Origin of the sequence: Aeromonas sobria (assembly GCF_000820145.1) — a bacterium.
Lineage (GTDB): Bacteria > Pseudomonadota > Gammaproteobacteria > Enterobacterales > Aeromonadaceae > Aeromonas > Aeromonas sobria.
This window is the reverse complement of the sequence record NZ_CDBW01000032.1, coordinates 308,574-323,443: the sequence shown is the minus strand read 5'-3', so window position 1 is coordinate 323,443 and position 14,870 is coordinate 308,574. Positions and strand designations below refer to the sequence as shown.

Annotated in this window: 9 protein-coding genes; 1 reads left to right on the top strand and 8 read right to left on the bottom strand. The window is 48.9% G+C overall.

Features of this window, described 5'->3' with window-relative positions; all coding sequences use genetic code 11:
• The 8 genes from BN1135_RS15155 to BN1135_RS15120 form a co-directional block, all read right to left on the bottom strand.
• A partial coding sequence (locus BN1135_RS15155; protein WP_189987091.1) for an Ig-like domain-containing protein occupies positions 1 to 2,492 on the bottom strand: 2,492 nt, incomplete at its 3' end.
• Positions 2,493 to 2,926: 434 nt separating this feature from the next.
• Complete coding sequence (locus BN1135_RS21220; RefSeq protein WP_082186811.1) at positions 2,927 to 6,031, bottom strand: Ig-like domain-containing protein; 3,105 nt, start codon at positions 6,029 to 6,031, stop codon at positions 2,927 to 2,929.
• Between the two features lie 407 nt (positions 6,032 to 6,438).
• Positions 6,439 to 6,861: a hypothetical protein gene (locus tag BN1135_RS15145; protein WP_139244998.1), complete on the bottom strand. Its 423-nt coding sequence runs from the start codon at positions 6,859 to 6,861 to the stop codon at positions 6,439 to 6,441.
• Positions 6,858 to 7,919: a hypothetical protein gene (locus tag BN1135_RS15140; protein ID WP_052443850.1), complete on the bottom strand. Its 1,062-nt coding sequence runs from the start codon at positions 7,917 to 7,919 to the stop codon at positions 6,858 to 6,860. The genes BN1135_RS15145 and BN1135_RS15140 overlap by 4 nt, the downstream gene beginning before the upstream one ends.
• Positions 7,900 to 8,625 (bottom strand): hypothetical protein, encoded by a 726-nt coding sequence (locus tag BN1135_RS15135; RefSeq protein WP_042022496.1) that lies wholly within the window; start codon positions 8,623 to 8,625, stop codon positions 7,900 to 7,902. The genes BN1135_RS15140 and BN1135_RS15135 overlap by 20 nt, the downstream gene beginning before the upstream one ends.
• A gap of 9 nt (positions 8,626 to 8,634) precedes the next feature.
• Positions 8,635 to 11,415, bottom strand: a complete 2,781-nt coding sequence (locus tag BN1135_RS15130; RefSeq protein ID WP_042022495.1) for a CS1-pili formation C-terminal domain-containing protein — start codon at positions 11,413 to 11,415, stop codon at positions 8,635 to 8,637.
• Positions 11,412 to 11,915, bottom strand: coding sequence for a hypothetical protein (locus tag BN1135_RS21215; RefSeq protein ID WP_139244999.1), 504 nt, complete (start codon positions 11,913 to 11,915; stop codon positions 11,412 to 11,414). The genes BN1135_RS15130 and BN1135_RS21215 overlap by 4 nt, the downstream gene beginning before the upstream one ends.
• Positions 11,916 to 11,995: 80 nt before the next feature.
• The gene (locus tag BN1135_RS15120) at positions 11,996 to 12,601 is read right to left on the bottom strand and encodes a hypothetical protein (protein ID WP_139245000.1); all 606 of its coding nucleotides are present in this window, start codon (positions 12,599 to 12,601) and stop codon (positions 11,996 to 11,998) included.
• Positions 12,602 to 13,144: 543 nt separating this feature from the next.
• Between BN1135_RS15120 and BN1135_RS15115 the strand changes: the two genes are divergently transcribed.
• The gene (locus BN1135_RS15115) at positions 13,145 to 14,716 is read left to right on the top strand and encodes an EAL domain-containing protein (RefSeq protein WP_052443848.1); all 1,572 of its coding nucleotides are present in this window, start codon (positions 13,145 to 13,147) and stop codon (positions 14,714 to 14,716) included.
• Positions 14,717 to 14,870 lie beyond the last annotated feature (154 nt).

Here is a 14,870-nt window from a genome sequence, read left to right as displayed (position 1 = left end):
CTCAGGCTGGCAGTTGTGGGCGACACGGAGAGACTGGTCAATGCCTTTTTAACCGTTACCGCAGACGTCGCGGTATAGGTGGTCCCATTCTCACTGTATTTGGCCGTGATGGTGGTGGTGCCCACTGCACCAGGATTCACATAGCCGCTTGTTGTGACCGATGCAACGCTCGAGTTGGATGATGTCCAGGTTGAGGGTGAAGATACATCCTTATTGGTACCATCCTTGTAATAGACGGTGTTTTTGAAATACATACCTGCATCAGCAGCATCGAACGTCTTTGAGGAAGGCGAGATCGCGGTATGATCCACCACCTTGCCCACACTGATCGCCGCACTATCCACCTGGCTGATCCCGTGGCTGTCGGTATAGCTTGCCTGGATCGTCGCCGAGCCACTGGCATTGGCCGTGACCTTGCCAGCCACCACACTCGCCACCGCAGCATCGGTCGATGACCAGCTGGCCGTCGTGGTGACATCCTCACTCACGCCGTCATCATAGTGAGCGGTCGCCGTCAAATCCCGGGTATCGCCGATCTCCATTGCTGCGCTGCCAGGTGTCACCACCAGACTCTTCAGCCCGGAAAACACCGTCACCGGATGGGCGGCGGCATCTGCGCCAGAGAAGCTGGCGCTGATATCGACACTGCCGGGAGCAACACCGGTCACCACGCCGGAGGCAACAGTGGCCATTGCCGGCTCTGACGAGGCCCAGTTCGCTTCCGCGCTCACATCGACCACATCGCTCGAGTCATAGGTGGCGGACGCGGTCAGGTTGATGCGCTGCCCCATCCGCACTTCATTGGCCCCGGTGATGGTCAGGTTACTGACCAGGTTTTCAATAAAGGTCACCGCCGTACTCAGGGTTTGGCTCAAGTAGTTGGCGTAAACCGTAAAGGTGCCCGCAACCGGTGAATCAACGGTGACTTTGGCCTTGCCATCGGCATCCGTCATCACCTGCTTCTGGCTAAAACTCAGATTGGCATCGCTTGAGTAGAAATAGACATTCCTCAAGGACAGCGGGCTGCCGTCACCACTCGTCACCAGCGCCTCCACCTCATCGAGGGTGCTGCTGGTCGGGCCGCCGCTCACATACTGGTTATCCACTGTGGTCTCTAGCCCCGCCAGCAGGCCAGAGTAAACACAGGTCACCCCCGCAGGTACCATTATCGGATTGAGAGCACTGCTGCCTGACACCAGATCGTAGACCTGACCATTGTTTGAGCTGTCCAGCGCAGCCCCTGTCCAGTAGGGGCGCGCGACTGGCCAGTTGTCACTGCCAGAGGGATCGGGCTTCTCACCGTGCAGCTTGTTCATCTCGGCAATGCTGGGCAGCACCATGCCTCTGACGGAGCACAAGGTCAGCGCCGCTTCATAATTGAACAGCGCCACCTGATAGGTGCCGGTGGCGTTGGTCTCTTCATAGAAATCCTGATAGGGAATGCCGAGACCATCGGCCAGGTTCTTCTCCCAGGGGGCGGTGTAGCGGGTGCCATCGCTTAGAACGATGTCGCTCCACAGGCTCTTTGCCTTGACGGTAATACGCACCACCCCGATGGCATAACCCCCGTTGTGATCGGTCACATAGTAAGAGACGTCATAGTTGCCCGGCTTGTCAGCAACAAAGTCAAAGCGGGTGTTCGATGATGTGGCATCCGTGGCAGACACGGTCGCATCGAAGGCGTAGGCATAGGTGAGCTGCAGCGGGTCGCCATCAGGGTCACTGATATGGTCTTTGACATCCACCGTCACCACGGCCCCCGGCAGCACATCTTCCGGCCCGGGGAAGCTCTCGGCCAGCGGCATGCCATCGGCCGACTTGGAAACAGAGACATCAATGGCACCGGCACGCACCTCGGTGCCATCTGCACTGAGGTAGCTGTAGATCAGGCGAGTGATGCCGGGCACTGCTGCTGCCATGTAGCTGATGGTGTTGCTGGCAGGATCGGCCAGTGCCGTGCCGCTACCGAGCACAATCACATCGGGTTGCAGGGTAAAGCCCGCCGGGAAGTAACCCCCCAGCTCGCTGGCCAGATCAATGGCGATCGTCTCGTTGACCACTGCGGTGTGGGAGAGAATGGGCAACATGGCCGGAGAAGCAGCAGCAGAGACCACCACATAACTGGTGGCCTGGGTCCGCTTGGGGGTGGCCCCATTGGTTGGCACGTTCTCGATGGTATAGGCATAAGTACAGGCATCCGCGCTGCCGTTATCCACCCGAAACGAGAGCGCCTCGCTGTTGACCAGCGGAGGTTGACACTGGCTGGTCAAGGGTTGCACCGACAGCAGTCGCAGCGCCAACCCCTGCGGATCGCTGACGCGATCGCGCAAAGAGACATCATTGCTGGCATTGGGCTGATTGGCGGTTAGCAACTGGTCGTAACTATCCCGTGCCTGAGGCGCCAATACCTCGGCAGCGGCCGGGGCACTGCCGCCATCTGAGCTGTCACCATCACCGCCGCCGCAAGCGGATAGCAAGAGTGACAATGTCAATAATAAGACTCGATATTTCATAAAGTGTTTGATCCTGAATCCATACTGGGTGGCAATGGTTGACACCACACCGAATTGAAGAAGATTTCAAATATCAGTGATATAAGAAATCCTGTTCCCTGTATGGATACAATTAATGGATGTTAAATGAGTGATGCGAAAATGCTACAACGCGGAAGAATGTGCGCGCCATATTGCGAATAAAAACTGACATTTCACGAAATGAGATTAATAAAATACCAAAGAGAGACTCGATGGAATGCACCAGATATCACTGTTGTATCGGCAATCACAGCCATTGAACACTCATGAAACCGTTACTGACAATCTCGACCAATAGATTTGTTCACCTATAAATTTGACTGTTTGCAATTAGGGTCATATATAAAAAAGCGACGTGCAGATGCACGTCGCCTTTCAGTTAGACATTATTACTACGGTATCACAGTGATATTAACAGTAGTACTGTCTTGCTGTACCCCCGCAATGAAATAACGACACTCCATTCTATATGTTGGCCCAGTGAGCAACCCCTTGGCACTATAAAGAGGGACTGATGGCGAACTAATCAGTTGCCAAGTTAAGGGCGATTGCACCGGCGATGGCTGAGTACAGTTAACCCCACTTGGATTATGGGTGGTAACTTCTGACTCATAAGTCGTACCGTCTGACCTTCTACTTGTAAAATAGAATTTGAATGTTCGTGTTTCACCCACTTTCAAATCAGTCACAACGCTTGGACTAGCCCGGAAAGAGCCACCAACATAGGTCGGGGCCGTCGTAACGGTAACCGCCGTTGTCGCGGTTTTGGTCACAGAGCCATCTTTGTAGCTAGAGGTAATGGTGGCACTGCCGCCAGCTTTACCCGTAATCAGACCCGTGGAGCTGACCGTGGCAACCCCGGTGTTGGAGCTACTGTAAGTCGAGCTTGAGGTGACAACCTTGCTGCTACTGTCACTGTAATGGGCGGTCACCGCAATCTGAGCAGTGCCATTGACACCGACAGAAGTACTGGTTGGGGTTACCGTTACACTGGTCAAGCTGGCACCTGTCACGGTCACTGCGGAGGTCGACGTATAGGTGGTGCCATTCTCGGTATATTTGGCCGTGATGGTAGTGGTGCCCGCCGCTTTTGGACTCACGAGACCAATACTACTCATACCCGAATTTGCTACCGTCGCCACCGTCGTGTTGGATGATGTCCAGTCCGAGCTCGTGGTCACATCCTTATTGGTACCATCCGTGTAATAGACCTTGTTATAAAAATGTATGGCCGAATCAGTCACCTTGAATGTCTTCGATGAAGGGGTTATCGCGGTATGATCCACTACCTTGCCCACAGTGATCGCCGCGCTATCCACCTGGCTGATCCCGTGGCTATCGGTATAGCTTGCCTGGATCGTCGCCGAGCCACTGGCATTGGCCGTGACCTTGCCAGCCACCACACTTGCCACCGTCCCGTTGCTCGATGTCCAGCTGGCCGTCGTGGTGACGTCCTCACTCGCGCCGTCATCATAGTGAGCGGTCGCCGTCAGATCCTGGGTGTCGCCGACCTCCAGCAAGGCACTGTCAGGTGTGACCTCCAGACTCTTCAGCCCGGAAAACACCGTCACCGGATGGGCGGCGGCATCTGCGCCAGAGAAGCTGGCAGTGATATCAACACTGCCGGGAGCAACACCGGTCACCACGCCGGAGGCAACAGTGGCCATTGCCGGCTCTGACGAGGTCCAGCTCGCTTCCGCACTCACATCGACCACATCGCTCGAGTCATAAGTGGCGGACGCGGTCAGGTTGATGCTATCCCCCATCCGCACTTCATTGGCCCCGGTGATGGTCAGGTTGCTGACCAGGTTTTCAATAAAGGTCACCGCCGTGTTGAGGGTTTGGCTCAGGTAGTTGGCGTAGACCGTAAAAGTGCCCGCAACCGGTGAATCAACGCTGATCTTTGCCTTGCCATCGGCATCCGTCATCACCTGCTTCTGGCTAAAACTCAGGTTGGCATCGCTTGAGTAGAAGTAGACATTCTTCAAGGCCAGCGGACTGCCATTTCCGCTCGTCACCAGCGCCTCCACTTCATCGTGAGTGCTGCTGGTCGGGCCGCCGCTTAGATACTGGTTATCCACTGTGGTCTCCAACCCCGCCAGCAGGCCAGAGTAAACACAGGTCACCCCCGCAGGCGTCATCATCGGATTGAGGGCGGAACTGCCCGACACCAGATCGCAAACCTGACCATTGTTTGAGCTGTCCAGCGCCTCCCCTGTCCAGTAGGGTTGCTCCACCGGCCAGTTGTCACTGCCAGAGGGATCCGGTTTTTCACCGTGAAACTGGTTCATCTCGGCAATGCTGGGCAACACCATGCCCCGGGCGGCACACAGGGTCAGTGCAGCTTCATAGTTAAACAGCGCAACCTGATAGGTGCCGGTGGCGTTGGTCTCTTCATAGAAATCCTGATAGGGGATGCCGAGACCATCGGCCAGGTTCTTCTCCCAGGGGGCGGTATAGCGGGTGCCATCGCTCAAAACGATGTCGCTCCACAGGCTCTTTGCCTTGACGGTAATGCGCACCACCCCGATGGCATAGCCCCCGTTGTGATCGGTCACATAGTAGGAAACGTCATAGCTGCCCGGCTTGTCAGCGACAAAGTCAAAACGGGTGTTGGTCAGTGAGGTGGCATCCGTCGCCGACACGGTCGCATCGAAGGCGTAGGCATCAGTCAGCTGCAGCGGATCCCCGTTCGGATCGCTGATATGGTCTTTGACATCAACGGTCACCACAGCGCCCGGCAATACATCTTCCGGCCCGGGGAAGTTTTCGGCCAGCGGCATGCCATCGGCCAACTTGGAAACAGAGACATCAATGGCACCGGCACGCACCTCGGTGCCATCTGCACTGAGGTAGCTGTAGATCAGGCGAGTGATGCCGGGTACTGCCGCTGCCGTGTAGCTGATGGTGTTGCTGGCGGGATCGGCCAGTGCCGTGCCGCTGCCGAGTACAATCACTTCGGGTTGCAGGGTAAAGCCCGCCGGGAAGTAACCCCCCAGCTCGCTAGCCAGATCGATGGCGATCGTCTCGTTGACCACTGCGGTGTGGGAGAGAATGGGCAACATGGCCGGAGAAGAGGCGGCAGAGACCACCACATAACTGGTGGCCTGGGTCCGCTTGGGGGTGGCCCCATTGGTTGGCACGTTCTCAATGGTATAGGCGTAGGTACAGGCATCTGCGCTGCCGTTATCCACCCGAAACGAGAGCGCCTCGCTGTTGACCACCGGTGGTTGACACTGGCTGGTCAAGGGCTGAACCGACAGCAGTCGCAGCGCCAACCCTTGCGGATCGCTAACGCGATCGCGCAAAGAGACATCATTGCTGGCATTAGGCTGATTAGCGGTTAGCAACTGGTCATAGCTATCCCGTGCCTGGGGAGCCAATACCTCGGCAGTGGCCGGGGCACTGCCGCCATCTGAGCTGTCACCATCACCACCGCCACCACAGGCAGATAGCAAGAGTGACAATGTCAATAATAAGAAGACACGATATTTCATAAAGTGTTTGATCCTACATCCATAACCATTGTGAATTGACACAACACCGCATTGAAGAAACGTGCATATGCAAGGGAATACGCCTTTGTATTCTCTTGCATGACGTACAATAAAAAGATGTTAATTGAGTGATGTGATGATGCAGCAATACTGAAAAGCATGCGCGCCTCATCACGAACAAGAATTGACATTTGGCGAAACGAGGCGCAATTGACACGCTCGATGGGATCGAGCGAGAGCGGGGTAAGCAGTTTACTACTGTGCGATAAATTCGGCTTTAGCTATTGCTGATCTGCTTATTTCAATAAACAGCTGAAATCACCCAGAATCAACTTCCGTCTATCACACTATAGGAAATTAACGGCCATTGCCAGGCAATCTGATTTCAGCCATTTATCGAATAATCGCTACAGTGTTTTTTTAAAACTCACCAGCAACTCATTTTTATTATGACTATCGAAGAAAGTCGTTCGCCCACCCAGCATGATGGCACTGGTTGGCGTTAGCGCCAGTGATGAGGCGTACTCTACAAAGGGGTTAAAATCACTGACGCCACCACTCATGACAAAAGCAATGCTATCGGTAATGTTGAATGCGCGAGACAGTGAAAGATCAAGGACAGGGTTGGCGTCATCATGTTCTTCCGAGAGGGTGCGGATGCCAGCCCCCCACCATAACAGACTCTCCTCCGCTTGATATTGCACTGTCAAACCAATCGCTGTTTCCTGATTTGTATATATGGTTGGCGATAATGACCATGTGTCAGCATGAGCCACCAATGATATCAGACCACATATGCCGCTAAGCGCTCGCAATATAAACTTATTCATAGATTTGGCTCGAACATCACAGTAAATACATCGGTATAACTTCCCGTTTCAATATCATCAGCAGAAATATTGTTATATCCGACGTTGAGATCAAACACTATCGCATTGACCGATTTTCCGGGCACATTGTTTTCTTTTGCCTTCAGACTCCCCGTATCAACGATGCTGGTAATCGTACAATCAGGGCACTCGATCGAATACGGGATACGGGCACTGCCATCAAGTTGTTCCAGATAATAGTCGTCATCGGTAGAGTGGTTATCAAACACCATATGCAGGCCATTGCTGAAATAACCATTGGCGGTCACCGTATAGCGAGTCGTACCAGAGACAGTGAGTGCGCTTTTGTCATATACCGGCTTGATATAGCCAGTGCCATTGACGGTGATTGAAGTCAATTTGGCCGGGTTATATTGGATCTCGACATCCAGCGGCACCATGCCATTGCGATAAGTCACACTACCGGACGGACTTAAATAGCCATAGACACCGTTAACCATCACCCCGCCACGGTAAGTCCCCTCAGCCACATCGGCAGCGGTAAAGGCTGCCACCAGATCAGGCAACTTGATGATCGGCCGTAAAAAGCTGAATGGCGTAGAACTGGCACCACTGCTGTAAAAAGCAGTGTCTGAGACACAGAAACCACTACCCGACTTCAACAACCGGACCACACTGCCCATCTGCTGGGTCAAACAGCTGCCATAACCGATCCAGGAGGGTTTGGGCTTGGCGTCAAACAGGGTGCTTGAGGAGCCAAGATTATATTCCATCCCCTCAACCGACAGTGCCACGGTGACGGACTCCCCTGCCCTGCTGGTCAGGGTGATTTTGTCAGGGGTTGCCCCACGAAATAAACCCGGGATCCAGCCACTGGTGGGCGTCAGATTACTGATCGGCTGCCAATAGCTGGTGGTCAAATAATCACCCTGAGTAATGCCATTTCGCCAGCGCAGCGTATCCCCTTTCAAATTACCATTCAGGGTAAAAGCTTGGGCATAGCTGGCAACAAACAGGGTTGCCAGCAGCAGAATCCGCTTACTTTTTAGTGCCATCATGCAGTGTTATCTCCTTGCGATAGCTCTCGTCATGATTGACCACCAACAGTTTGATTGACTCGGTTGCCAACGTTGCCGGCAACGCAAATTCCCGATCAACACCCGCAAGAGCATAATTGGTGATGCGGCAATCTTTCTTGTTGGAAACGAAATTGCAACGATCGATATGCAACTTCAGAAAGGTATTACCCTCATTTTTCACATGAATCTTTCCACCGCGATAATCAATGTCATATTTCACATTGGATACGGTCGCCGGAATGATGTAGTAAGGTGAAAAGCCGAACAAGAAGTTTACTTTGTTCTCCTGCTCTTTGTCTGCATCCTTACGAGTATAAGGCTGAGGAATAAAATTGACCTGATACACTTTATCAACTGCTACATCACAATTTTTTTCGCACAAATTTTTGATAGCAAAGTTTTTTGACTCATTGGACTTCAGTACCGTTCTACCCGGGCTAACGGCCAGATCCCACAGCGGGAAGTTAGCCTTGGTCAGCGGCACCTTTTGCAATTTGTTATTGCTGATTTTTACCTGACTGACGTTGGCCAGCACAAAAATAGGCTCACGGTTATCATTATTGGACAGGGTGAACACACCATTACCATCCTTGTTACCCACCAGCATCATGTCACTGATGGCGAATGCATGTGCCTGGCTGCAAGCCAGCAGCGTAAACAGGGTAGATATCAGTTTAATTTTCATGAAAACCTCTTAGTTACTAACATATGTTTCTGTGGTTCTGGACTCGACGGCATACGCCTTCATCGCATCGAGCTTTGAGCCCTGCTCAGCAGTCAAGAAACCATCCAGTTTGATAAAGAGAAACTCTCGCTTGCCCACCGTTTTATTGATGAACTCGAATGGTTCATCCTTGGTGCTGTCAATGAGCTTCTTCATCATGGCGGTGTCATCAAATTCCCCCACATAGTAAAGATTTTTATCTGTGCCATGTGCCCCTTTAGCAATTTGATAACCATCATCATCAATATCAAACTGCGGCATACAGAAGTTTTCACCCAGGTTACGATTCTCGATACTGTTCAAATTCGGGATCAAACAACGTTGATTGTACGCTTGCAACTCATAAGGCATTCCCATACGAACCTTGAACTTAAATACCCCATCTGACAACTCTTCGACACTGACACAGCCAATACCACGGCAGGTAACGGCATCAATAGCCCGGCCATCCAAATCATTAAAGATCGAGATATATGAGCGTACTTCATGCAGATCGACATTCAAGTCAACCACAGTACCGGGATAACTGCTGGCGATGGCGCCATTACTACCATTGTTATAGTAATCAGAGCTATCGACATCCAACGTCACCTGATACTCCTTGTAACGCTTCAATGGATAAAGTTTGACATCATCATCAATGGTAAGGTCTCGCTCTGGATCACCATTTCGCTTGACCTTGACCGTTGAGTTAAAGATATCGCTCCGCTGTTCGGCCAATGACGAATCTTCAGATTTATTGCTCACCACCAAATAGGAGTCTGCACGGGTCGGTGTGGAATAGATATCATCCGATGTCACCACTTGTGTCGTATGCAGGCTGCCATTCAGCCCCATATCACCCCGACTATCCACATGAGCATAAGCACTACTGCTGAATGCATCGTTGCTATAAGTGCCACTCATGGTGAGATCAGCAGACATGGTTTGATCCTGATAGCCATCATATCCGACACCGACTTCACCAGAGAGAGAGCCATTTTTGCTCGAGAGCAGATCATCACGCCCATAAGCCGTTCTCAATGATGTTTTGCCAGGATTATCAGTGTATGAGCTCACAGTGACAGAATCATTAATGCTCAATGGCACCGAAATATTGATGCCAACCGTGTAGTCACTGTCAACATCTTCATTTTTGTTATAGCCAAGGTTAACATCAATGATGCTGTCATATAGCCATGGAAACGTGTAACCGGCACTGTAATTCTCATAACTTTTCAGCAGGCCTTCATCACTGGAGAAAATATAATCCTCAGTGGAAACATCACGCCCTTTCGAGTAGCTGACATAGGCATTACCTACTCCAATTTGCTGATAATAACTTACTGACAGATCAGTATAGGAACCAAAGCCAAAAAGATAGTCATCCAGTTCATCCTTGGTGTTGTCACCACGGTCATTGTATCTTGACCAGTCGACAGAGGCATTAAACAGCGTCACACCAAATTGACGATAATCACTCTGATTACTAAATTTTCCATAGAGCAACCGAGTGGATATCTGGTCGCTGAAATCAAAATTGACAGCTGTTTTGGCATACCAGGAATCTTTGGTATTCAACACCCCTGCCGCCAAGGTCAACTCATCAATGGCCTTGTATGAGAGTTCAGAGCGAGCAAACATCTGCTCATCAAATTCCCTACTAAGGCTGTTAATGGCTTCATCTGAAAATGATTCATGATTCAGCTCCATAAACTTGCCCAGTGAAAACTGGTAGTCCATATCGCCAACTGCCAGGTTGTGCTTATCCGAGTTGAAAATTTTCCGGTGCTCTTCGAATGCTATCTGCTCACCGTTGTAAACCCGGATAATGGCATCGTAATTACCTTTTGGTAATTTATAGTAAGGAATGAAATTTTGCCCGGATTGTGCATTTTCACTCAAAACAATTTTATCATCCTTGATGATTTGAACTCGCCCAGCAGCAGGAGATGAAAAATACAAGCGCTTGCTGTTCTCTTTGTTTACCTTTTCCAGGTCACTCGATGAACCAATACGAAATGCAATCTCACTATAGTTACTGTCATCAGCAAGAATGTCGGTACTATTGAATGAATAGGGTTTGGTATCATTGAAATAGCCAAGCTGGATATTCGTTGCAGGCATGGCATAGGTATAGCTCAATTCATTATAATCAAACTTGTCTTCACCAGTGGTTGCAGTAGAGATATCGCTGTTAAATTGACCACCCAACATATGCAGTGTACTGATGTTATTCCATGACAAACTGCTATTTGCTTCGCTGTCAACGGTTGCATAGAGATCACTGCTTGAGATCAGCGCCGAACGACCAACTTTGTTGGAGATATATTGCTTTTGCCCATTCTGGCTATTCATCAAATCAGGTGCGAAAAACATCCTGACAAAGCGATCTTCCTGACTATAAACAACATCGAATTTCTGACTGACAAACTGGCACGACTCCACATTGCCAATACATCTATCCGATGATTGCATACCACCAACCAGATTTTTTGCAAATTCATTGGCGTTGTTTTCATCAACAAAATGCATTTTCAAAAAATCTATCAGTTTCTCCTGTTCATCGGCATCCAAGAAAATTTCATCAAAAGTACCCTCGGTCACCAACTCGATAAAATCGCTGTCATTCATATAGAACTTGGTGATCATCGACTGTCTTTCATACAGGTCTTCAAAACCAGCAGGTGGTTTGATATCGGAAGCTGCGGCCAAGCCATGGCTGCTCACGATAGCCAAAGAAATAGCAACAGCAATGGCAGACAACTTCATAAACTCAACTCCGCAAGTAATGTCAAACTTCCCTGACACAATAAACCTTGATGATTGATAATTTGGCTAGTCAATGTCATCACATTACTACTCTTCAAATACCCATCATCGGTGACCGATGGAAATGAATCAAACGTCATTTTATTTTTAACAAAAGGTTTATCATCAATCAGTACATCGATAAAATCTTGCTGCATGACGACACCATCTCGCTTACAGATAGATTCATTGCTATCAATACTTAATTTATAACCGACATCTGTTTCTGCTTCAGGAATATTGGTTTCAATTACCAAGTTAACAGATTTATCTTTGAATTTTTGTTCCACTTTATCAAAATCAAGCACGATAAAGTTTTCATCAAACTCAAATCGGGTGATCGTGTAGTCATAAAATGCCAGCTTATTCAGATGTGTTAATGGCCTGAAGTCATGATTAATCCCTACTGCACACACGGAACAGGATGATAATAGACTCACAACCTGGATTAACCATCGCATAAAAATCCTCTTCATTATGAACATCACGCCTTCATATGAAGGCGTGATAAATACATCAAACTTGGACTGTTATCTGCTAATTACGGCAGAATTGGCAGTTCAGCAGTCACAACGGCACTAACCTGGATGCGCTCACCCGGAGCAATATCGGTAATAGCCAGATCATTGGAGACGTTGACAGCCAGAGCGTAATCTTCAGTCAGCGGAGTACCGATATCCAGAGCGCTGCCATCGGCAACAAACTTGACATTGGCGCCACTCATATCGGTAGTGGAGGCATCGATGGCATAAGAAGCCAGACCCCATACAACATCACCCGCAATGGGATCACCAGCCGCTGGACTTGCCGCATCACCAGTGTTGTCATGCGCTTCTACGTTGATGGCGGTAGAGCTGAAGGTGCCATCTTTCTCAACGTTCAGGAAACCTGCACGGATCGGGCCGCCCAGATCACCGGTAATCATGAGGTCATCAGTGGCAACAGAGAACGGCACCAGACCTTTCCAAGTCAGGGTCTCAGCAGCCTGAGTGGTAGGCAGGGCAGCATTGGCTGCAGCAGACATCAATACCAGGCCGGAAGCCATAACAATCATGCTCTTTTTCATTTTTATTCCTCTTGGTGTATATAATTTTTTTGCATTCAATCGATGCACTGAAAAATGTGATTCAAAGACATCATTTTTCATGTCGCTATTCTATTGAATTCACTGTGTGGTTCTTTACAAAATGCGACTGTGTTTTGACTTTTTACGTCAGCATCAACAAAACCATATGTCATTCATGCATTTATGATGGTGTTACTTCTGCTGTATAAAACAGGTACATCATCGCGCAGATATATGTCATAAGATTTGGCTAACGACTCTTGCTTATCATCATCACTACCATACGGCACCAACAAGATGTGCCATCAAGATTTCATAGCAAGGCTAAACCACCACAGCCGCCATTATATGGAGCCGATAGAACAAAACTTGTTAATACGCACGAGTATTTTGATTTTTTGCGAAAAAACAAACGGCCATTCAATGTTTAGTTATAACCATTTTGTCTTGTCAAAATAAACAAAGTTAAATCAGTAAGTTATGGCTATCTTGCTTGCTACCAAATGGCGCCATTCGCCATTTAACAAGAATCCCGCACATTGAGTCAAAAAACCCTCTCGTTTATAGCTTAGTGTTGAATATAGAAATCAATCCCTATTAAAACATTGAAGATAATGCACCTATATGACGCTATCTGATGATCGAACGACCAACGGGCATACTAAAAATGCAGCCCCCCTTTTCTCTGCTCGCAAAGAGTCATGGCACTATAAGCAACTCATATTTCCGCTGCTCACCGGAGTCACTTGTCTTATCTTTGGTATAGCTGCCATCTCAATGCAACAGATCCATGATCTGACTATGCAGTCACAACGCTCTGCACAGCACACTATTGAACTGTTAGACAACGCCATTGACTACTCGAGTCAAACCAACGAAAAAATCATTTCGTTAAATGACAAAAGCTGTTCGGATATAAGCAAGACGCTAAAAAAATATGTTGCATCCACACCATATGTCCGCACCCTTAATTTAGTTAAAGACAACTTCCTGTATTGCACCTCATTCTCTGGTGATACATTTATTTATAGCCCTGGCAATTACACATTAAAACTTGTCACTGGCACCCCAATCATGCCAACCAGAGGTGGATTGATCGTCAGAAACAATATCGCGAAAAGTGCAGCACTCAGTGTCATTGATGGGTTATATTTAAAAATATTATTCGGCATGGCAAAATACAATAATGACCTATATATGAAGGTAGGAGATATCTGGGTTGACTCAAATGGCATGTTAATGAAGCGTGCGCCGGTGCTAGAAAAAACGGGTGGCTATACTATTGAATCGGAAAAATACCCCTATATTGTCTACTCTGGCTATGTCAATGTTGACCGTACGGCAACTCTTTTTATGAAAAAGCCTATTTTGGCTGGGTTTGTCATTATGCTATCCCTTCTCGCGACCATTTATACCTGGTTTATGGTGCGCAAGCCAAAATCGCTCTTGTCTGAGTTGTCACGGGCACTGAAAAACAATGAACTGGTGCCCTATTTGCAACCCTTGATAGATAGCCAATCTGGACGCATGCTTGGTGCAGAAGTGCTGGTGCGCTGGCAACATCCTGAACTCGGGATGATCCCTCCTGACGCCTTTATTTCTATCGCGGAAGAGTCGCACTTGATCGCACCTATCACCACCAGCTTGATGCAGCAGGTAGCGAAAAAGATGCAACCATACGCCTCCCAGCTGCCGGATAACTTTCATTTTGGATTTAATATCAGTGCACAACAATGTTCGGACGACACATTAATTGCTGACTGTCTTTCATTTATTGACAGTTTTCCATCCAGCAATAGCATTTTGCTATTGGAACTGACCGAACGCGTGTTATTGGAAGATACCGATGCCAATCAGGCATTCTTCCATACAATAAAGAAGATGGGCATCCCATTGGCACTGGATGATTTTGGTACAGGTCAATCCAGCCTGGCGTATATTCAGCAATTCAACTTTGATTTTCTGAAAATTGACCAGCGTTTCGTATCTATGATCAACTCTGATTCCGTCTCGGCGCCCATTCTCGACATGCTGATTACCCTCAGCAAATCACTGAATATGCGACTTGTCGCAGAAGGGATAGAAACTGAAGCACAGCGCGACTACTTGCGCTCACAAGGGGTAGATCTGTTGCAGGGATACTTGTTCAGTCGCCCGATCCCCATCGAGCAGTTCATCGCAGAGTGGCTTCCTTAACGCCATACCGTTATCTCTCACTTTCATGCAGGATTTTTAGCTGCAACCGATTGAAATAGATATGAAAAAGCTTCGTTTGTGAACTGATTTTATCGCCAAACAAAACTGCCACGCACGAAGCCATGAACCATGGCTGGTGCCAACCACTATCTCA

Coding starts and splice junctions, on each gene's coding strand:
- BN1135_RS21215 (WP_139244999.1), bottom strand. CDS start 11,915: ATGCGATGGTTAATCCAGGTTGTGAGTCTATTATCATCCTGTTCCGTG.
- BN1135_RS15130 (WP_042022495.1), bottom strand. CDS start 11,415: ATGAAGTTGTCTGCCATTGCTGTTGCTATTTCTTTGGCTATCGTGAGC.
- BN1135_RS21220 (WP_082186811.1), bottom strand. CDS start 6,031: ATGAAATATCGTGTCTTCTTATTATTGACATTGTCACTCTTGCTATCT.
- BN1135_RS15115 (WP_052443848.1), top strand. CDS start 13,145: ATGACGCTATCTGATGATCGAACGACCAACGGGCATACTAAAAATGCA.
- BN1135_RS15120 (WP_139245000.1), bottom strand. CDS start 12,601: ATGAAAAATGATGTCTTTGAATCACATTTTTCAGTGCATCGATTGAAT.
- BN1135_RS15145 (WP_139244998.1), bottom strand. CDS start 6,861: ATGAATAAGTTTATATTGCGAGCGCTTAGCGGCATATGTGGTCTGATA.
- BN1135_RS15140 (WP_052443850.1), bottom strand. CDS start 7,919: ATGATGGCACTAAAAAGTAAGCGGATTCTGCTGCTGGCAACCCTGTTT.
- BN1135_RS15135 (WP_042022496.1), bottom strand. CDS start 8,625: ATGAAAATTAAACTGATATCTACCCTGTTTACGCTGCTGGCTTGCAGC.